The sequence below is a fragment of the Demetria terragena DSM 11295 genome, assembly GCF_000376825.1.
Lineage (GTDB): Bacteria > Actinomycetota > Actinomycetes > Actinomycetales > Dermatophilaceae > Demetria > Demetria terragena.
Genome location: NZ_AQXW01000004.1, coordinates 952,145 through 971,653, shown reverse-complemented (window position 1 = coordinate 971,653; position 19,509 = coordinate 952,145). Strand labels below are relative to the sequence as shown.

The 19,509-nt window shown below is 64.7% G+C and carries 15 protein-coding genes; 10 read left to right on the top strand and 5 right to left on the bottom strand.

Translation table 11 applies throughout. The features are described from left to right. Window positions 1-19: 19 nt before the first annotated feature. From F562_RS0108750 to F562_RS0108715, 8 genes are all read left to right on the top strand, one after another. Entirely contained in the window at window positions 20-325 is a 306-nt protein-coding gene (locus F562_RS0108750) for an MTH1187 family thiamine-binding protein (RefSeq protein ID WP_018156575.1), read from the top strand. A gap of 6 nt (window positions 326-331) precedes the next feature. After that, window positions 332-865: a GNAT family N-acetyltransferase gene (locus tag F562_RS0108745; RefSeq protein WP_018156574.1), complete on the top strand. Its 534-nt coding sequence runs from the start codon at window positions 332-334 to the stop codon at window positions 863-865. 32 nt (window positions 866-897) lie between these two features. Then, entirely contained in the window at window positions 898-1,416 is a 519-nt protein-coding gene (locus F562_RS0108740) for a MarR family winged helix-turn-helix transcriptional regulator (RefSeq protein ID WP_018156573.1), read from the top strand. Between the two features lie 491 nt (window positions 1,417-1,907). Further along, a complete protein-coding gene (gene icmA / locus F562_RS0108735) occupies window positions 1,908-3,665 on the top strand; it encodes a coenzyme B12-dependent isobutyryl-CoA mutase large subunit (RefSeq protein WP_026181133.1) in 1,758 nt (585 codons plus the stop codon). Between the two features lie 82 nt (window positions 3,666-3,747). Further along, window positions 3,748-4,785, top strand: a complete 1,038-nt coding sequence (locus tag F562_RS0108730) for a co-chaperone YbbN (RefSeq protein WP_018156571.1) — start codon at window positions 3,748-3,750, stop codon at window positions 4,783-4,785. Between the two features lie 15 nt (window positions 4,786-4,800). Further along, complete coding sequence (locus F562_RS0108725; RefSeq protein ID WP_083915505.1) at window positions 4,801-5,547, top strand: alpha/beta hydrolase; 747 nt, start codon at window positions 4,801-4,803, stop codon at window positions 5,545-5,547. Window positions 5,548-5,591: 44 nt separating this feature from the next. Further along, on the top strand, window positions 5,592-6,344 hold the full coding sequence (locus tag F562_RS0108720) for an esterase family protein (protein WP_018156569.1): 753 nt from the start codon (window positions 5,592-5,594) through the stop codon (window positions 6,342-6,344). Between the two features lie 30 nt (window positions 6,345-6,374). Beyond that, on the top strand, window positions 6,375-7,616 hold the full coding sequence (locus F562_RS0108715; protein WP_018156568.1) for an ATP-grasp domain-containing protein: 1,242 nt from the start codon (window positions 6,375-6,377) through the stop codon (window positions 7,614-7,616). A gap of 152 nt (window positions 7,617-7,768) precedes the next feature. On the opposite strand, the gene F562_RS0108710 is transcribed toward F562_RS0108715, so the two are convergent. From F562_RS0108710 to F562_RS0108695, 4 genes are read right to left on the bottom strand one after another with little or no spacing between them, the layout of a single operon-like run. After that, window positions 7,769-8,095 (bottom strand): hypothetical protein, encoded by a 327-nt coding sequence (locus tag F562_RS0108710; protein WP_018156567.1) that lies wholly within the window; start codon window positions 8,093-8,095, stop codon window positions 7,769-7,771. A 48-nt stretch (window positions 8,096-8,143) separates the two neighbouring features. Next, window positions 8,144-9,793, bottom strand: coding sequence for a phosphoglucomutase (alpha-D-glucose-1,6-bisphosphate-dependent) (pgm, locus tag F562_RS0108705; RefSeq protein WP_018156566.1), 1,650 nt, complete (start codon window positions 9,791-9,793; stop codon window positions 8,144-8,146). Then, window positions 9,790-13,563: a 1,4-alpha-glucan branching protein GlgB gene (gene glgB, locus F562_RS0108700; RefSeq protein WP_018156565.1), complete on the bottom strand. Its 3,774-nt coding sequence runs from the start codon at window positions 13,561-13,563 to the stop codon at window positions 9,790-9,792. The genes pgm and glgB overlap by 4 nt, the downstream gene beginning before the upstream one ends. A gap of 3 nt (window positions 13,564-13,566) precedes the next feature. Beyond that, window positions 13,567-15,621: a maltotransferase domain-containing protein gene (locus tag F562_RS0108695; protein WP_425386853.1), complete on the bottom strand. Its 2,055-nt coding sequence runs from the start codon at window positions 15,619-15,621 to the stop codon at window positions 13,567-13,569. A 151-nt stretch (window positions 15,622-15,772) separates the two neighbouring features. On the opposite strand from F562_RS0108695, the gene F562_RS20575 reads away from it, so the two are divergent. Further along, window positions 15,773-16,150: a hypothetical protein gene (locus F562_RS20575; protein WP_018156563.1), complete on the top strand. Its 378-nt coding sequence runs from the start codon at window positions 15,773-15,775 to the stop codon at window positions 16,148-16,150. 80 nt (window positions 16,151-16,230) lie between these two features. Continuing rightward, a complete protein-coding gene (gene glgP, locus F562_RS0108685; protein ID WP_018156562.1) occupies window positions 16,231-18,825 on the top strand; it encodes an alpha-glucan family phosphorylase in 2,595 nt (864 codons plus the stop codon). On the opposite strand, the gene F562_RS20770 is transcribed toward glgP, so the two are convergent. Next, a complete protein-coding gene (locus F562_RS20770) occupies window positions 18,822-19,466 on the bottom strand; it encodes a hypothetical protein (protein ID WP_156822593.1) in 645 nt (214 codons plus the stop codon). The genes glgP and F562_RS20770 overlap by 4 nt on opposite strands. Window positions 19,467-19,509 lie beyond the last annotated feature (43 nt).

Here is a 19,509-nt window from a genome sequence, read left to right as displayed (position 1 = left end):
CGAGCGATACGGTGAACCCATGTTGTTCGCCTTCTCCGTTGCGCCCGCCACCACCGACGATCCGGACGGTTCAGTCAGTGCCGCTGTCGCAGACGCGATCAGGGTCGTCCGCGAATCCGGCGTGCCTTACCGACTGGACTCGATGTTCACCACCCTTGAGGGGGAGTGGGACGAGTGCATGCCTGTCATCAAGGCTGCCTGTGACGCCGTTGCCAAGAAATCACCGCGGGTCAGCCTCGTCGTCAAGGCCGACCTTCGACCTGGTGTGACCGACCAGTTGACCGCCAAGGTCGAACGGGTCGAGCAGCATCTGCACGAGTCCTGAATCACGATGTCCGACAACGAATTTCCCGGATTCACGCTGTTCACGATTCGTCCCCTGCTGATCGAGGACGCCGACAAACTCGGAGCTCTGCACGTCGAGGTCTGGCGCGAGGCGTACGCAGGACTCATGCCAGCCGAAAGCCTCCGCCGACAAGACCCCGCGGTGCGAGCCGAGCGCTGGCGTGGCCTGGCAGTTGAGCAGGCCGAGGGGCTTGCCGACGCGGCAGGTAAATCGACCCGGGTGGCGGTCCACCCCGAGGGGATGCTGGCAGGTTTCGCGACCGTCGCGCCGTCTCGCGACAACGACCCTCCGGTTCCGTTGGAACTGTGGGCGCTCAACGTCGATTCGAAGTTCCACGGCACCGGTGCCGCGGGGCAGTTGCTCGCGGCAACCCTCGGGGATCGCGCCGCGCACCTGTGGGTGCTCCAGGGCAACGAGCGGGCGATCGCGTTTTATCGCAAGCACGGTTTCGAGCTTGACGGTGAGACCAGGTGGGACGACGACCATGGGGTTACTGACCTGCAGATGGTCCGCTCCTGACCGGGTGCGCAGTCCGGCGGTAGGTTGGCGCCGTGTCCGAGCCTCATACCCTGCCGTTTGATCCCATCCGGCGTGCAGCCGAGCTTTGGGAGGAGCAGTTCGGCGCTGACAGTCCGATCGCGGCGATGGCGTCCGCCACGTCAGTGATGCGGGTCCAGCAGATTCTGCTGGCTCGCCTGGATGCCGCGCTCGCGCCATTCGACCTCACCTTTGCGCGGTACGAGGCGTTGGTGTTGTTGAGTTTCAGTCGCCGTGGCGAGATGCCGATGAGCAAGGTAGGTGAGCGGTTGATGATCCACCCGACCAGTGTCACCAACATCGTGCGGCGCCTTGCCGCGCAGCGCCTCGTCGAGCAGGTCCCGAATCCACGCGACGGTCGAGGCACGCTGGCCCGGATCACCCCGGCGGGGAACGAGGTAGTGGAGACGTGCACGGCAGCCCTGCACGACATCGACTTCGGCTTGGGTTCTCTGAACCAGGATCAGCATCGCGAACTGTTTCAACTGCTGCACGCGGTGCGCACCGAGCAGGGCGACTTTAGGGAGGACTGACGTGGCCGAACGCGGGGGACCGGCCAGTTCCGTCCACTGGCGGGCGCGAACCCCACGATCGGCTCGGTCGGCGACCTGGAGACCGTCGATGAGGAACGCTGCGAACTGGTCCTGCCACGTGCGATCCGCGACCAGGCCGTCGTCGCAGCACTGCGCCGCGCTCACCCATACGAGGAGCCTGCCTTCCACGTCATTGCCGCTGCGTGAGTGCACCGCGGGGTGGGGGTCGTGGGCGGGTCTCGATACGGCTCGCGCTGGGCGCTCGCCTACTCGACCGGCGTGGGGTGGGGGTCGTGGGCGGGTCTCGATACGGCTCGCGCTACGCGCTCGCCTACTCGACCGGCGTGGGGTGGGGTTTCGATACGGCGTGGGGTGGGGTCTCGATACGGCTCGCGCTGGGGCGCTCGCCTACTCGACCGGCGTGGGGTGGGGTTTCGATACGGCTCGCGGTGGGTTCGCCAGATACTAGGACGTCCTAGTATTCTGTGGGCATGACCACCACGCCGACTGTCCTGTCCTCTGGTCGTTCGCGCTGGGAGCAGCGCTTCACCGCGGCGCAGGAGGCTGGGCGCGTGCGGGATGCTGACTTCAGCACGCTGTCCGGCGTGGAGGTTGAGCCGGCCTACGGCCCGACCGATGGTGAGGCGCCAGAGCGCATCGGGTGGCCGGGCGAATTTCCTTACACCCGAGGCCTTTACCCCACTGGTTACCGAGGGCGCGCCTGGACGATTCGGCAGTTTGCCGGCTTTGGCAATGCCGTGCAGACCAATGCGCGCTACAAGATGATTCTTGAGCGTGGCGGTGGTGGTTTGTCGGTCGCCTTCGACATGCCGACCTTGATGGGGCGCGACTCCGACGACGGTCTCGCACTCGGCGAGGTAGGACACTGCGGCGTGGCAGTCGATTCCGCGGCTGACATGGACGTGTTGTTCAGTGACATCCCGCTGCAGGACGTCACCACCTCGATGACCATCTCGGGCCCAGCGGTCCCAGCTTTTTGTATGTACCTCGTGGCGGCCGAGCGACAGGGCGCCGACCTCACCAAACTCAACGGCACCCTGCAGACCGACATCTTCAAGGAATACATCGCGCAGAAAGAATGGCTTTTCCCGCCCGAGCCGCACCTGCGCTTGATCGGCGACCTGATGGAGTACACCTCCGCCAAGATCCCTGATTACAAGCCGCTGTCGGTCTCCGGCTACCACATTCGCGAGGCGGGCTCGACCGCCGCACAGGAGCTCGCGTTCACCCTTGCCGATGGCTTCGGATACGTCGAGCTGGGCCTCTCGCGCGGTATGGATATCGACGACTTCGCACCTGGTCTGTCGTTCTTCTTCGACTCCCACCTCGACTTCTTCGAAGAGATCGCGAAGTTCCGGGCAGCGCGCCGCATCTGGGCCCGCTGGATGCGTGACGTCTATGGCGCGAAGAAGGAGAAGTCGCAGTGGTTGCGCTTCCACACTCAGACGGCGGGCGTCTCGCTGACCGCTCAGCAGCCCATGAACAACGTGGTGCGTACCGCTGTTGAGGCGCTCGCTGCCGTACTCGGCGGCACCAACTCGCTCCACACCAACGCCCTGGATGAGACGCTCGCGCTGCCGACCGATCAGTCGGCCGAAGTCGCTTTGCGTACCCAGCAAGTCTTGATGGAGGAGACCGGCGTCATCAATGTGGCCGACCCTCTTGGCGGCAGTTGGTACGTCGAAGCCCTGACCGACAAGATCGAGGCCGAGGCCTACGCCATCTTCGACAAGGTGCTTCAACTCGGCGGATCAACGCTCAGCGCTTCCGATCACAGTGCGGTCGCAGCGGCCGTGCAGGAGTCCGCTGGCGAAGCCAATGTCGCGCAGTGGCCCATCACCGCGGGTCTCCTGCGGGGCATCGAGGATGGCTGGTTCATGTCGGAAATCGCGGAGGCGGCCTTCCAGTACCAAACAGCGCTGGAGAAGGGCGACAAGAAGGTCGTCGGCGTCAACTGCCACACCGAGTCACTCGCCCACGAACTTGAGATCCTGCGCGTCAGCCACGAGATCGAGCGCGAGCAGGTGCGCGAGTTGGCAGAGCGCAAGGCCGGTCGCGACGATGCCACCGTGACGGCGGCGCTGGCAACCATGCAGCAGGTCGCCCGCGGCGAGGGCAATCTCATCGAGCCGATGATGGATGCCGTACGCGCCGAGGCGACGCTGGGCGAGATTTGCGACGCCTTCCGTGACGTGTGGGGCGAATACCGCGAGCCCGCGCGCTTCTGATTCGACCGACCGCGCTGGCGCTGGGCGTCGGTCGTGGGCAGCCGGGGTGGGAACACCAGAGCGCATCGGACAGAATGTAGCCATGAGTGACCAGCCCATTAATTCCGCGGCCCTGCGCGGCGCGGTCGACCTGTCCGGACTTTCCAAGCGTCCCGCCCACGGCGGCGCAGCAGGAGCTCCCGCGGGCGGTGCTGCGGGAGTTGGCGGCGCTCCGCCTGCCTCCGGTGGTGCATCGGGTTCTGGTAGCGGCCTTGTCGTCGACGTGCCCGACGCGCAGGCCTTCAGCGACCTGGTCAACGCCTCGATGCGCTTCCCGGTGATCATCACCCTCTTCGCCGGATCACAGCCAGCGTCTAAGGCGCCAGCCGATGAGTTGGCGGCCGTGGTGCGGGCTCAGGCAGGGCGGGTTCAACTTGGTGTGGTCGATATCGACCAGGTTCCTGAAGTGGCCCAAGCCTTCCAACAGCTCGGCCAGCAGTTGGCCCAAGGCGGTCAGTTGCCTGCGGGAAGCATGGTGACGACGGTCGCCTTCCTGCAGGGGCAGCCGATGCCGTTGCCGCCACTGCAGGATGCAGCCGCGGCCAAGCAGATCATTGAAGAAATCCTCAAGGTGTCGGTGGCCAACGGTCTTGCGGGCCGCGTACCCGGCGATCACGATGCCGCCGACGGTGTCGACGACGCAGCTGAAGGCGACGAAGAAGAAGCCCCGTCACCGCACCACGACGCCGCGTACGAAGCCTTCGAGAAAGGCGACTTTGATGGGGCGATCAGCGCCTATGACCAGGCGCTGGCTGAGAACCCGAACGACCTCGAAGCGCATTACGGACGCGGTCAGGCCGTGCTCTACCAGCGGACGCAGGGCCTGGACGCCACCGAGGTGCGCGCCGGAGCTGCGGCAAACCCCTCAGACGTGACCCTGGCGACGCAGGTGGCCGACCTGGACCTCGTGGGCGGCCACGTCGAGGATGCCTTCGGGCGCCTCATCGACACCGTCAAACTCACCGCCGGCGACGAGCGAACGCAGGCGCGCGAACACCTCTTGGGCTTGTTCGAGATTGTCGGGGCGAGTGACGAGAGGGTACGCAAGGCGCGTACCGCGTTGATGTCGGCGCTGTACTAAGGCCGGCCAGCACAAGTGTCAGGACGATCGCCGTCTTGGCTGACCGCACCGGCTGTTTCTGGTCGGCGCACGCCGCTGCAATTACCGAGCGCTCTGACCCACCCGCTCCCAGTCGAGGTGTGGGCCCCCAAGGGCCTGCGCGCACAGACGCCAGCGCCGCTGCTGTGGTGCCACGACGGATCGGCTTACGTAGAGCAGGCGAACGTGCTGCAGTGGGCAGGTGCCCACATCAAGGATGGTTCGTTGCCCCCATTTCGGCTCGTTCTCGCCAGTCCGGTGCATCGCATGCAGTGGTATTCGGGCTCGCCGCTCTACCTGCGATCGGTCGATCGTGCGGTGGATGCTCTGCGCGACCGTTATGCCATCGAACGGCCGTTGGCCTTCATGGGGGCCAGCCTCGGTGGCCTGACCTCGATGCTGGTCGCGTTGCGCCGCCCCGACGTGGGCGCCGTTCTGTCGCAATCAGGTTCGTTTTTTTGGCGCCAAGGCCCAGAAGTCGAATGGCGGTGGTTCGACCGAGTGGTGCGGCACGCCGATGCCATCAAGGCCGGGGAGCGGCGACGGGCGCGTACCGACCTGCGGGTGGCGATGACGTGCAGTCGGCGCGAGGGCAACTTTGAGAACAACAAGGCGGTGCAGGCCGCGCTGCGGAGCCAAGGACTGCGCGTCGATTGGCGGGCCGTCGGCGGCGGGCACGACTATCCCTCTTGGCGCAGCGCCCTTGATCCGATCTGGTCGAATCTGTTGGCTGAGACCTGGTGACGAAAAGCGCCCGTTGGGGCCCGTCGTAAGACAGGATGAGGACCGTGAGTGAACAGCAACGCGTCGATCTCCAGGTGCCTGGAACCGACAGCACCTTGGGCGTCATCCGGTACGGGCACTGGGGGCGACCCGTCTTGGTCTTTCCCAGCGAGGCGGGCAGCGCACAGGACTTCGCAAGCAACGGCATGGTGGAAGCCGTCCAGGACTTGGTCGACGCCGGGCGCGTGAGCTTTTTCTGTGTGGATTCAGCGGACGCGTTCTCTTGGTCGGATAACGCCGCACCCACCGAAGAGCGCGCGAGGCGCCATCAGCACTACACCGCATGGCTTGAGCAGGCCGTCCTGCCCTGGATCGGTGCTCAGACCGGCGGAGCTGGGTTGAAACTGATGACCCTGGGGGTGTCGCTAGGGGCTTACCACGCAGTGCATTTCACCTTGACCCATGCGCACGTTGCGCCCCTGGCGATCGGCATGTCCGGGTCCTACGACGTGACCTCATGGCACGGCCACGGTGAGTTCGGTGACGCGACCTACTTCGCCAACCCGATGAGCTATGTCGCGGGGATGCATGGGGAGCATCTGGACTGGTTGAGGCAGCACGCCTCCATCCTTCTCACCGTGGGGCAGGGACCCTTCGAGGTGGAGCCCACCAAGGCGCTCCCTTCCAGCCAAGCATTCGCAGAACTCCTGCACGACAAGGGAATTCCGGTCGAACTCGACCTGTGGGGACACGATGTTGCCCACGACTGGCCGTGGTGGCGCAAGCAAATGGCGCACCACCTCCCGCGGTTTTGCTGAACCGCGACGATCTGCTGAGAAGGAGCAAGAATGAATGAGCACCTGATCGGACTCCTATTGGGCGCCGAAGAAGACTGGCCGCGGGCCCTTGAGGAGCTCGTACGCCGCGTCGGCCCCATCACAGCGGCTGACGGCACTGTCCATGAGCTGACGACGGAGCGGCTGACGATCGAGCCGTTCAACCTACGGGACAAGACGCGCCATCAGCTGGTGATTGATCGGCTCGCGCACTGGTACTACCACCCGCGTGAGTGGCTCAAGAAGGCCTCGCTCATGGATGACGTCTACCTGCTCAACAGCCCCTTCACATTCCAGTCAATGGAAAAACACTCGGCCTACTGCGCACTGATGCGCCTGGGCATGAACGTTCCTGAGACCGTGCTGGTGCCGTACAAGAACCCGGTCGACAACGTCAGGTGGGCCTACACCTCAGCGAAATACAACCGCGACTTCAACCTTGAAGAGATCGCGGAGCCGCTGGGGTACCCGATGTTTATGAAGCCTTTCGACGGCGGTGGCTGGCGCGGGGTTTCGCAGGTCAAGAACCGCGATGACTTGCACCGCTCGTATGACGAGTCCGGCGAGATGTTGATGCACCTGCAGCAGGCGGTGCCGGGCTATGAGGTCTTCGCGCGCTCGCTCACCATCGGTCCCGAGACCATGACGATGAAGTTTCAGCCCGATGAGCCCATGCACAACCGCTATGCCGTGGCCTACGACTTCCTCAGCCCCGAGGTCGGCCAGGAGTGCGTGACGATCGCCCAGACCGTCAATGCGTTCTTCCGGTGGGAGTTCAACTCCTGCGAGATGTTAATCAAGGACGGCGTCGTCTATCCGATCGACTACGCCAACGCCTGTCCCGATGTCGCGCTGACCTCATTGCACTATTACTTCCCGTGGGCGATGACAGCGTTGCTGCGGTGGTCGGCGTTCTGCGTCGTGCACGACCGCAAGGCGAAGACGCAGGTCGACCCCGACGCCTGGTTCTCGATCGCCGATAACGAGTCACTCGATTACGGCGACAAGTTGGGCGCCTACCAGAAGCTGGCCGATGAGCACTTCGAGACGGAGAAGTACTGGGAGTTCTGCGAAAACTCGTTGTCGCACGTGCCCGAGCTGGTCCTGGACTGGGTGACCTCGGATGACTTCGACCGGCTCTTGGTCGAGACGGTCCGCGCGACCTACCCCGCCCATGAGCACGAGCGCTTCTTGGCGCATTTCCGTGGCCTCACTGGACTCTGGGCAAAGGACGAGGCGAGCAAACTCGGCTGACCCGCGGCTGGGGCGCCATGTGGACTGGCAGTTCATTTGACGACTGGTGCCGGAATCCCGGAATTCCGCGGGTTCCTCTTCGAGAGGTGAGCGAACTGCCAGTCGATATGTCGGCGCCGCGGCGAACTGCCACCTCAGATGGCGAGATTGGCTCACGATCCGGAGGCGAGAGCCCAGAGTATGAGCACGCCGAACGCGACTACACCGACCGCTGACCCCGCGTATGTCATGGGGCGGAGCGGGTGGGGTGTCCCTACTGCCAGCCGGCGCGCCGACCAGACCATGCCTGTGATCGCCAGCGGAACTGGCGCTCCGAACGAGAGGTAGAGGCTGAGTAGCGAGGTGGACTCGCAGGTGTCCGGGTCGGCCAGCGTCCAGCACCCGGCGTAGATTCCGATCGACACGACAGGGCCAAGCAGGGTGAACAAGAGCGACAGTCCGAAGAGAAGGAGGGCGGGCGGGTGCGGTTCATCGGTCATGAGATTTTCGCCCTCCTGTCAGCGGCGCCCTCAGTCGAGAGGTGCGGCTCAGCCGGCCAAGGCGGCACTGACGACCTCACGTGCCTCGGCCTGCACCTGCGCAAGGTGGTCTGGTCCGCGGAACGACTCGGCATAGATCTTGTAGACGTCCTCGGTGCCGGACGGGCGCGCAGCGAACCACGCGCTTTCGGTGGTCACCTTGAGCCCGCCAACGCTGGCGCCGTTGCCAGGAGCCTCAGTCAACTTAGCCGTAATCGATTCTCCCGCAAGGGATTCGGCAGTGACATCGCTGGGGGAGAGGTTCTTCAGCTTGGCCTTCTGGTCGCGATTGGCCGGAGCGTCCACGCGGGCGTACGCCGGGTCACCGTGCGCGGCAACCAAGTCGGCGTAGTGCTCGCTCGGGCTCTTGCCCGTCGCCGCAAGGATCTCGGACGCGAGCAGCGCGAGGATGATGCCGTCCTTGTCGGTCGTCCAGACGCTGCCGTCGTGGCGCAGGAACGAGGCGCCAGCCGACTCCTCACCACCGAAGCCAACCGACCCGTCGAGTAGACCAGGCACGAACCACTTGAAGCCCACGGGCACCTCCCACAGTTCCTTGCCAAGATCAGCCGCCACGCGGTTGATCATGGAGGAGGACACCAGGGTCTTGCCGATTCGCCCGGACTGCCAACCGGGCCGCGCGCCGCCGTAGAGGTACTGGATGGCAACAGCCAGATAGTGATTGGGGTTCATCAGGCCGCCATCTGGCGTGACGATGCCGTGTCGATCGGAGTCGGCGTCGTTGCCAGTCGCGATCTGGAACTGGTCCTTTTGAGCTATGAGGGAAGCCATTGCCGACGGTGAAGAACAATCCATCCGGATCTTCTCGTCCCAGTCGAGCGTCATGAATCGCCAGGTCGCGTCGACCAGTGGATTGACGACGGTGAGATCCAGGCCGTGTCGGTCCGCGATCTCGCCCCAGTACGCCACCGCCGCTCCACCCAGGGGGTCCGCACCGATGCGGATGCCCGCATCTTTGATTTTGGCTAGGTCCAAGACCTGTGGAAGGTCGTCGACATAGGTGCCCATGAAGTCGTATGACTGAGCCGCGGCGCGCGCACGGGAGTATGGGATGCGTTGCACACCGTCCAGATTGGCGCGTAGGTAGTCGTTGGCTCGCGCGGCAATGACTGACGTCGCGTCGGTGTCGGCGGGGCCACCGTGCGGCGGGTTGTACTTGAATCCACCATCGGCCGGTGGGTTGTGAGAAGGAGTCACCACAATTCCATCGGCCAGGCCAATTCCCCTTTGGGACAGGTCTTTTCCAAGATTTGCACGAAGGATTGCGTGCGAAACCGCGGGCGTCGGGGTGTAACCGTCACGGTCGTCAACGAGCACCGTGACTTCGTTCGCGATCAACACTTCCAGAGCAGAAGCCCAGGCAGGTTCAGACAACCCATGGGTGTCGCGACCGATGAAGAGCGGCCCATCGAAGCCCTGCTCCCGGCGGTAGTCAACGATGGCCTGGGTTGTGGCCAGGATATGGAGTTCATTAAACGAGGACTTGAACGACGACCCGCGATGCCCCGACGTGCCAAACGCGACCTGCTGGTCGATGTTCTCTGGGTCGGGCTGGGTGGTGTAGTACGCCGTCACGAGTGCCGCGACGTCGACGAGGTCGCGCGGTTGTGCGACCTGGCCCGCTCGGGTCTGAGTCATAGCTGAGCCTCCTTAGTGGCGGCAGTATCTTCGATCGGCTCGCCGCCCCAGGCGAACCACACCGTGGAGAGCGGACCCACGGTGACCGTTGCAGCGGCAGGCTGGCCCTGGTGCTCCTGGGCGGTCGCCTCGACAGCGCCGAGGTTGCCCACACCACTTCCGCCGTAATGCTCGGCGTCAGTGTTGAGTACCTCGACCCATCGGCCGGCGCGCGGGAACCCGATCGGGAGGTCTGCCCGCTCTGACCCGCTGAGGTTCACCACCGCGACGATCGCGTCGGCATCCTCACCACTGGCTTGACGCACGAATGCGTAGGTATTGCCAGCCGCATCATCGGCATCCAGCCAGGTGAAACCCTCTGATGAGTGGTCGAGTTCCCAGAGCGCAGGGTGCTCGCGGTAGATACGGTTGAGGTCCTTGGTCAAGGCATGGACACCCCAGTGCGCTGGCTGATCCAGCAACCACCAGTCGAGACTGCGACCGTCTGCCCACTCGGCCTCCTGGCCGAACTCACAGCCCATGAAGAGCAGTTGTTTGCCGGGGTGGCTCCACATGAAACCAAGGTAGGCGCGCAGGTTGGCCAACTGCTGCCACCGATTGCCCGGCATCTTGCGCAACAGTGAGCCCTTGCCATGGACGACCTCGTCGTGACTGATCGGCAGAACAAACTTCTCACTGAAGGCGTACGTCAGACCGAAGGTCACCTTGTGGTGGTGCCACTGACGGTTGATGGGCTCCTCGGCCAGGTAGTCGAGGGAGTCGTGCATCCAGCCCATGTTCCATTTCATGCCGAATCCGAGTCCGCCCTCGCTGGTCGGCGAGGTGACGCCGGGCCATGAGGTGGACTCTTCGGCGATGGTCACGATGCCCGGAATGCGTTTGTATGCCGTCGCATTCGTCTCCTGGAGCAGTTGAACAGCCTCCAGGTTTTCCTTGCCGCCGTGTTGGTTGGGCAACCACTCGCCGCCCTCGCGGGCGTAGTCCAGATAGAGCATTGAGGCGACGCCGTCGATGCGCAGCCCGTCGATGTGGAACTCTTCCATCCAGTAGAGCGCGTTCGCGACCAGGAAGTTGCGGACGTGGGGTCGACCGAAGTCGAAGATGTAGGAGCCCCATTCGGGGTGCCATCCGCGGCGCGGGTCTGGGTGCTCGTATAGCGGTGTCCCGTCGAATCGGGCCAATGCCCATGGGTCGGTTGCGAAGTGTCCCGGGACCCAGTCGAGGATGACGCCAATTCCGTTCTGGTGCAACGTGTCCACGAGATAGCGGAAGCCGTCGGGGTCGCCGAATCGGGAGTTGGGCGCGTAGTAACTCGTGACGTGATAGCCCCACGATGGAGGGTAGGGGTGGTCCATCACGGGCATGAGTTCAACGTGGGTAAACCCGAGATCCTGCACGTAGTTGACGAGGTGCTCAGCCAAGTCGGCGTATGAGTGACCTTGGCGCCACGAGCCGAGGTGTACTTCGTAGGTGCTCATGGGTCGCTTCGCGGGGTCCTGCTGCGCGCGCTGACTGAGCCAGTCCTCGTCGTTCCAGTCATAGGCGCTGTCGGTGACAACCGAGGCGGTCTGGGGCGCCACCTGCGCCTGGCGGGCCATGGGGTCAGCCTTCTGGCGCCAGACGCCATCAGCACACAAGATATTGAACTTGTACGCCGACCCGGGCTCGACGCCAGGGACGAACAACTCCCACACACCAGAGGATCCGAGGACGCGGAGCGAGTGCCCGCCACCGTCCCAGCGGTTGAAGTCGCCAATCACCTGGATGGCGCGGGCGTGGGGCGCCCATACCGCGAAGGAGGTGCCGCGTACTTCGCCGAGAACGCTGGGATAGGTCCGCATGTGAGCGCCCAGGACGGTCCACAACTGCTCGTGTCGGCCTTCGCCGATGAGGTGTAGATCGACCTCTCCCATTGTCGGAAGGAAGCGGTAGGGGTCGTCGACGATGTGTTCGACGCCGTCCTCATAGGTCGTGACGACGCGATAGTCGGGGATATCCGTGCCCGGTACAACGCCGGACCAGATGCCTTCATATTCATGCTGGAGGTCAACCCGGCCGCTTTCGCCTAGGTCCAGGGACACTGAGGCCGCGAGTGGGCGAAGGACCCGAACGGTCGTGCCAGCTTCGCCAGGGTGGACGCCCAGAACGGAGTGCGGGCCACGGTGAAGCCCGCGGAGCACGAGGTCTGCTTCCGAGCGGTCAAGCGAAACCGGTTGCGGTCCAGAACTATTCGAGTTCTTAGGGAGTTCTGCGATCGGCTTCTCCTCCCGTGGTTGGGCGCGCCCGGGAAGAGGAATCCGCACGTCGTCTCCTTCAGTTGAGTGGTCGGGGCCAGCAGCGTTGTCACCGTACGGGTCATCGCTGAGGAGGCGAGTAAGAGCGGTACGCGGGATCTCGACCCAGTCGGGTCGGTTGCGGGTTTCATAGACAAGTTCGTAGGCGGCCTTGTCGAGCTCATAGGCCCGCAGCAGTGCCGCCTGCCCCTGCACATCAAGTCCGCTTGACTCTGAGTAGCCGGCCAGGAATGCCGCTCGTGCCCCGCTCGACCATGCGGCGGTATCCGTCGGTCCGTGTGCAGCGATCGAGCCAGCCGCGTAGTCAAAGGATCGAAGTAGCCCGGCGATGTCACGTGCTGGGGCATCGGGCGCGGCCCGGTCGCCTGGGGCCCGCAGCGGCTCGCCTTCGAAATCGATGAGAACCCACCCGGTTTCCTTGGTATCGAGTGCTTGGCCAAGGTGTAGGTCGCCGTGAATGCGTTGCAGAGTGGGCCAATTCGCGTTCTCCAACTCGGTGTAGATCGCCTCGGCCTCCTCCTGGTGGGACGCGAGCGTTGGGTCGGCATCGGCGGCGGTAGCGAAGCGTGCGCGCAATTCGGCGGCGATGGCCCGGATGCGCTCTGGCTGAGGGGCGGCGGTGGGCAGAAATGTGGCCAACTGTGCGTGGATCTCGGCGGTCGCGACGCCGAGGGCGTGCGCTTGCGCGGAGAAGTCCTTGCCTGACTCGGCTGCGGACACCGCCTGGCGCCAGCCGTCCTGGGCATCGGGGAAGAAACGTTGGGCGAAGGCAAGGTCGCCGCCACACTGGCCCGCGCCGCTGTCCTGCCAACTCCCGGACAGCCAGCCGACCAGTTCTGGTACGCGGTCGCTTCCGGCCGCCGTCAGACTGCCTTGCACCTCGACGTCCGCATTACGCCCTTCGTGGACGACCCGAAACACTTTGGTAATGATGTCGTGCTCTTCGCCGTCGACGATGAGGCGACCAATGATCGAGGTATTGGACTGTTCGCCAATCAGCACCTGAGGCGATCGCATCGCCACGTCATATTGGCGGGGAACGGCGCCCACGATGCCACTGCCGCCGCACGTGCCCTCGACAAGACCATCCGAACGCTCAGCTTCGGTCGCGCCATTGACGATGGTGCGCAGCAACTCGGTGGCATACACCGGGTCGTGGCAGGCGTCATAGACATAGCGCGTGCCCAGAACCGAGTGCTCCATGGTGCCCAGGAAGGCGTGGTCGGCAAGGCCTTCGAGTGGTGCGTGACGATAGGTCAGGGGCACCTGGTAGACCACCGGGTCGCGTCCGGCTTCATCGACGAGGAAGAGCGTCTCGATCCCGACTTCGCCTGCGGGGTCATCGAATCGGAAGGCGCCCACCTTGCGTAGCTCGGGCGTGCGCCCTTTGCCGGTGTACCAGCGCTGGTCGCCGATCCACCGCGACACCATGGTGACCTTGTCGGGATGGAGCGTGGCTTGATGAACAATCGCCATTGGTCAGAACCTCCGGACGTGGATGATGTGGACCGGCTCTGCGCCGACGCCGAGTTCGACGTAGTTGTGCGCGCCCCAATGCCAGGTTGCATCGGTGATGAGGTCGTGGGCGACGAAGTTCTCGTCGTGGCCGAGCCCGAGTTCGGCTAGGTCGAGGTGGATCCAAGACTGACGCACGCTGTGCGGCTCGCAGCCTGCAACGACGATGATGACGTCCTCGCTGCCGTCGTCCAGGACCCGGCGCTTGGAGAAGCACAGCATCGTCGGATCGTCGACCTCGTGGAACCTCAGGTTGCGCATCCAGTCCAGGGCCGGGTGGGTGTGCCGAATGGCGTTGAGCCGGGTGAGATAGCCCGCTAGCGACTCTCCCGCCTTGGCGCCACCAGGCGCGTAGTCAGCCCACTTGCGGTCCTTGAACTCGTACTTCTCGTTGTCGATCTGTTCTTCGGCGCCGGGACGAGCCACGTTCTCCATGAGCTCATAGCCGGAATAGATGCCATAGGTCGGGACGAGCGTCGCAGCGAGCGCCGCGCGCATCTTCCAGGCGGTGGGGCCGCCGAACTGCATGAACGGCGTGAGGATGTCGTGGGTGGTCGGCCAGAAGGAGGGCCGCATGTAATAGGAGGCGTCGCCGGCGAGTTCTTCGCAGTATTCGCGCAGTTCGGTAGCTTCGTTGCGCCAGGCGTAATAGGTGTAGGACTGCTGAAAGCCGATCTTTCCCAGCGTGTGCATCATGGCGGGCCGGGTGAACGCCTCAGCTAGCCAGATCACCCCCTGATGAGACTCTTCGACGTCCGCGATCAACCACTGCCAGAACTCGGTGGGCTTGGTGTGCGGGTTGTCCACCCGAATGATGCGTACGCCGTGGCTGAACCACACCTCGAGGTCGGCGCGGATTGCCGCGTAGAGCCCTTCGGGGTCGTTGTCGAAATTGAGTGGATAGATGTCCTGGTACTTCTTGGGCGGGTTTTCCGCGTACGCGATCGTGCCGTCAGCCCGGGTGGTGAACCATTCGGGGTGGCTAGTCACCCAAGGGTGATCGGGGGAGCAGTTGAGGGCCAAGTCGAGCGCGACTTCCATGCCCAGGCGCTCGGCTTCCTCCCGGAATGCGTCGAAGTCATCCCAGGTCCCCAACTCGGGATGGATCGCCTCGTAGCCGCCGTCGGCGCTGCCGATGGCGTAGGGCGAGCCCGGGTCGCCCGGCTCGGTCTCCAGGGAGTTGTTCTTGCCCTTCTTGTTGGTGTCGCCGATGGGGTGGATCGGCGTCAGGTAGACGACGTCGAATCCCATGTCAGCGATAGCAGGTAGGCGGTCCATCGCCGTACGCAGCGTGCCCGAGGTCCAGGTCTGCGTCTTCTCGTCGAAGGTCGCACCCTCGCTGCGGGGGAAGAACTCGTACCACGCGCCCGTCAGAGCCCGCTCGCGCTCGACGACCCAGCCGTAGACATCGCTGGGACTCACCAGGTCGCGAAGCGGGGAGTTTGCCAGGATGCGCTGGACGTCGTCACCGAGGCCTGCGGCGAGCCGTTGGGAGGGAGTTTCATTGGCCTGCAAGGCGGTGGCGGCTGCAGCGATGGCATCACGGTCAGTGCTAGAGAGTTCGAGCTCGGCGGCAGCTCGCTCCAACAGCAGCGCACCCTCCTTCAGCATCAACTCGGTGTCGACCTCGGCAGCGACCTTGATCGGTGCGTCGTGACTCCACGTGCCGTAGGGGTCAGACCAGCCCTCGACGCGATAACTCCAAAGGCCAGTACGGTCGGCGACGATCGTGGCTTCCCACCGGTCCAAGCCGGGATTGGTGCACGTCATCGGGACGTGGGTGGCGGCACCGTCCGGGTCGGTCACGACCACCGTTGCGCTGACCGCGTCGTGGCCTTCGCGGAACACGGTGGCCACGACCTCGACCGGCTCGTGGACGACGCTCTTGATCGGGAGGGCCCCGCCGTCGACCTGCGGTTTGATGTTCTGCACGGGGATTCGACCCAGTGGTCGGGGGTCCGGGGCTCCGGAGTCGACCTGGGTCGCCGGACGATGGGCCGGGCGAGTTTGCTCAGTCACACACCCGACGCTACTCGGTCGAGCGCCTGCTCCGCGCGCTTCCAGACGCGTTGCTTGCGGTGTGGACATCGCGCGCTCACCTGAGCAGGAGTTCGCGGGTACCGGCGTGCCGGTGCCATTGCCCGGCGGACGGGTTTGGGAGCCTGGAGGAATGGATCTCGCCTTCCAGATCGTCTTTTCCGTGACCGTCGTCGTCAGTCTGGTGGGGGTGGTGCTGCTCTGCATCACCCTCGTTCGGTCCAGGGGAGATGAGGAGAAGGCGATCTTCGGCGGCCGGCAGTGGCTGTTGACCGCAGCGGTGGCCGGCGGGGGCATGACGACCGCGAGCATTCTGAGCGGCCACTACGACGAGTTGCTCTTCCAGGACGTGTTTCTGGTCGCATCGACCGGGGGCCTGGCGGGCGCCACGCTCGGGGGGTTCGGGCGTTGGCGCCGCGAGCGGCCCGGGGCCGGGGTGTTGAGCGTGTTGAGTGTGCTGCTGCCCTTGGTCTGTGGGGTGCTGGCCGCCTTTGCGCCCGACACGCTGTGATGTTCGTTCCGTGAACGCTGTTCATTCCACGGGTGGGGCGGTGTCGAGCCGCGTGCCGTCGGACGCCTAGCATCCCCTCCGTGAAGGCCATCCGACGTTTCCACGTCCGCACCGTTTTGCCCGAGGCTCTGCAGCCGCTCAGCGAGCTCGCTACCAACCTGCGGTGGTCGTGGCACGCGCGCACGCGCGCGCTGTTCCGCGACATCGACCCAGACCGTTGGGAGTCCGTCGGGCGCGACCCGGTCGCGCTACTCGCGTCCTTCTCGGCGGATGAACTGGACAGTCTGGCCAACGACGAGGCTCTCGTCGCCCGGATCCGAGAGGCAGCCGCCAATCTGGACGCCTATCTCGCTGCGCCCCAATGGTTTCAGGACTGGGGCGCAGATGGCCGTGGCCCGGCTGCCATCGCCTATTTCTCGGCCGAATACGGAATCGATGAGGTGCTTCCGCAGTACTCGGGCGGCCTGGGGATTCTGGCCGGAGATCACCTGAAGTCTGCCTCCGACCTCGGGGTGCCGATCGTCGGTGTCGGTCTCTTCTATCGCTCCGGCTACTTCGCGCAGTCACTGTCGGCCGACGGCTGGCAGCAGGAGTCCTATCCGGTTCTGGACCCCAACGATCTGCCACTAGCGGCCGTGCGCGAAGCCGACGGGAGTCTCGCGACCGTCTCGCTGGCGCTCCCCGAAGGCCGAATGCTGCACGCACGCATCTGGCGGGCACAGGTGGGACGAGTTCCGCTGCTGCTGCTGGACTCTGACGTGGAGGACAACGACAGTGAGCTCCGTGGACTGACGGATCGGCTGTATGGCGGTGCTGGCGAGCAACGACTTCAGCAAGAAATGCTCCTCGGGGTGGGTGGCGTACGCGCGCTGCGGGTGTGGTCGCGGCTCACGGGCGCTGCGACTCCGGAGGTCTACCACTGCAACGAGGGTCACGCCGGCTTCTTGTCTTTGGAGCGCATCAGCGAACTGGTCACTCAGCATGGGCTTGACTTCGACGCGGCCATGCAGGCATCGCGAGCCGGCACCGTATTCACTACGCACACACCGGTTCCCGCGGGCATCGATCGATTCGGTGCAGATCAGGTCCAGCGGTATTTCTCCGGTGCAGGCGCGTTGCCCGGAGTGCCGGTCGACCGGATCCTGCCGCTCGGCGCTGAGACCTACCCTGGCGGTTCGGCCGGGGTCTTCAATATGGCGGTCATGGGCCTTCGGTTGGCGCAGCGTGCCAACGGTGTCTCCCAACTACACGGCGTTGTCAGCCGCGGAATGTTCGATGGTCTGTGGCCAGGCTTCGATGACGACGAGGTTCCGATCACTAGCATTACCAATGGAGTTCACGCTCCAACGTGGGTTGATGACAAAGTCATCGACTTGGGACGTGACGTCGCTGGCGCCGAAGACGTCCGCGCCGAGACCGCGTTCGGGCGGGTCGAGCAGATCGACCCAGCGCGAGTGTGGTCGCTCAAGCGTGAGCTGCGCGAGCAGTTGGTGGCCGACGTGCGTCGGCGCACCCGGTCCTCGTGGGAAGCCCGCGGGGCCTCGGCAGCCGAACTCGGCTGGACGTCGGACATCCTCGACCCCGACGTCCTGACGATCGGCTTCGCCCGGCGCGTACCGACTTATAAGCGGCTCACGTTGATGTTGCGCGACCCGGAGCGCCTTAAGCGCCTTCTCCTGCATCCCGATAGGCCGATCCAGCTCGTCATCGCTGGTAAGTCGCATCCGGCCGATGACACCGGCAAGAAGTTGATTCAGGAGATGGTCCGGTTCGCCGACGATCCCGAGATTCGGCATCGCATCGTCTTCCTCCCCAACTACGACATCGGCATGGCAAGTGTGCTCTATCCGGGGTGCGATGTGTGGTTGAACAACCCGCTGCGCCCGTTCGAGGCGTGTGGGACCTCGGGCATGAAGGCGGCGCTCAATGGCGCGCTCAACCTGTCCATCCTCGATGGATGGTGGGATGAGTGGTTCGACGGTCGCAATGGCTGGGCGATCCCGACTGCCGATTCGTCGACCGACGCGGGCCAGTCCGCCATGGATGAGGACCGTCGCGACGATCTTGAAGCGGCCGCACTGTATGACCTCCTGGAGAACCAGGTCACACCGCTCTACTACGACCGTGACGACGCCGGACTCCCGCAGGGTTGGCTGTCGATGGTCCAGCACACCGTGGCAGAACTCGGTCCCAAGGTGCTCGCGACACGAATGGTGAAGGACTACACCCAACGGTTGTATGCAGCAGCGGCGCACGCGGCCCGCGAGCGGGCACAGGACGACTTCGCGCAGGCGCGTGACCTCGCCGACTACACCGCGCGGGCGCGTGCGGCCTTTGGCGATGTCTCGGTGAATCACGTTGATACCGAAGGTGTCTCAGATGCACCTCAGGTTGGCGACGAGGTGCGAGTGCGTGCCTACGTGTCCCTCGGTTCTCTCACGCCCGATGATGTTGCAGTACGCGTCGCCTACGGCCGAGTGTCTGAACGCGACGAGTTGTCCGACGTGGAATCGGTCCCAATGACCGCCTTCGAAGAACACGGGGACGGTCGCTTTGGCTTCGAGGCGCCGGTGCGCATCGCGCGGACGGGGCCCTTCGGCTACACCGTACGCATCCTGCCGCGGCATCCCGGACTCGCCTCAGACGCCGAGCTCGGCCTGGTGGTGAACGCCTAGCTCGTCGTGCCGAGTTGGGTGGTGAGGTCGTTGGCAAAACTCACCATGGCCGGAAGGTCCGCGCTCTTCTTGGCGGCGGTGAGGCCGAGGACCCCGTCCTCAGCCTTGAGGTAACAGACGATGTAGTCAGGGGAGGCTGCGGTTCCGCACGCGCCCGTACCGCTGGTCTTTTTCTTGCCTTTAAGGACCTTGTCGACGTCCTCGAACTTCGCGTCGTTGATTACCGTGACGCCGATGAACTTGCTGCCCTTGGTGTAGGCCGGGCCGGTGAGCTTCCATCCGGTGACCGACTTCGGGAGGCTGCCGCTGGCACCCTTCTTGATCACACCAGCCGAGTCGGCCGCTCCCGAGTCATCCGCTCCCGTGCCGGCGGCGCTCGAAGAGTCAGTGCCCGACGAGGACGTGCCCGAAGAGTCAGCGCTCGGAGAGTCAGCGCCCGCGCTGGATGGAGCGGCGGAGGTGTCCGCAGGTGACGAGGCGGCTGCGCCCTCGCTGGAGGGTGCGGCACTGTCCGGGGCTGCGGTGCCCGTCGGCGACTTCGGGCTGCCCGAGGACTCACCGTTTCCGGAGTCGCTACTGCAACTCGAGAGGATCAGGGCGCAGGGGAGTGCTACGGCGGCGATCAGACCAGGAGTACGCATCGCGGGTTCCCATCTCGGTTGTCTTCTGGCGTGCCCAGCCAGG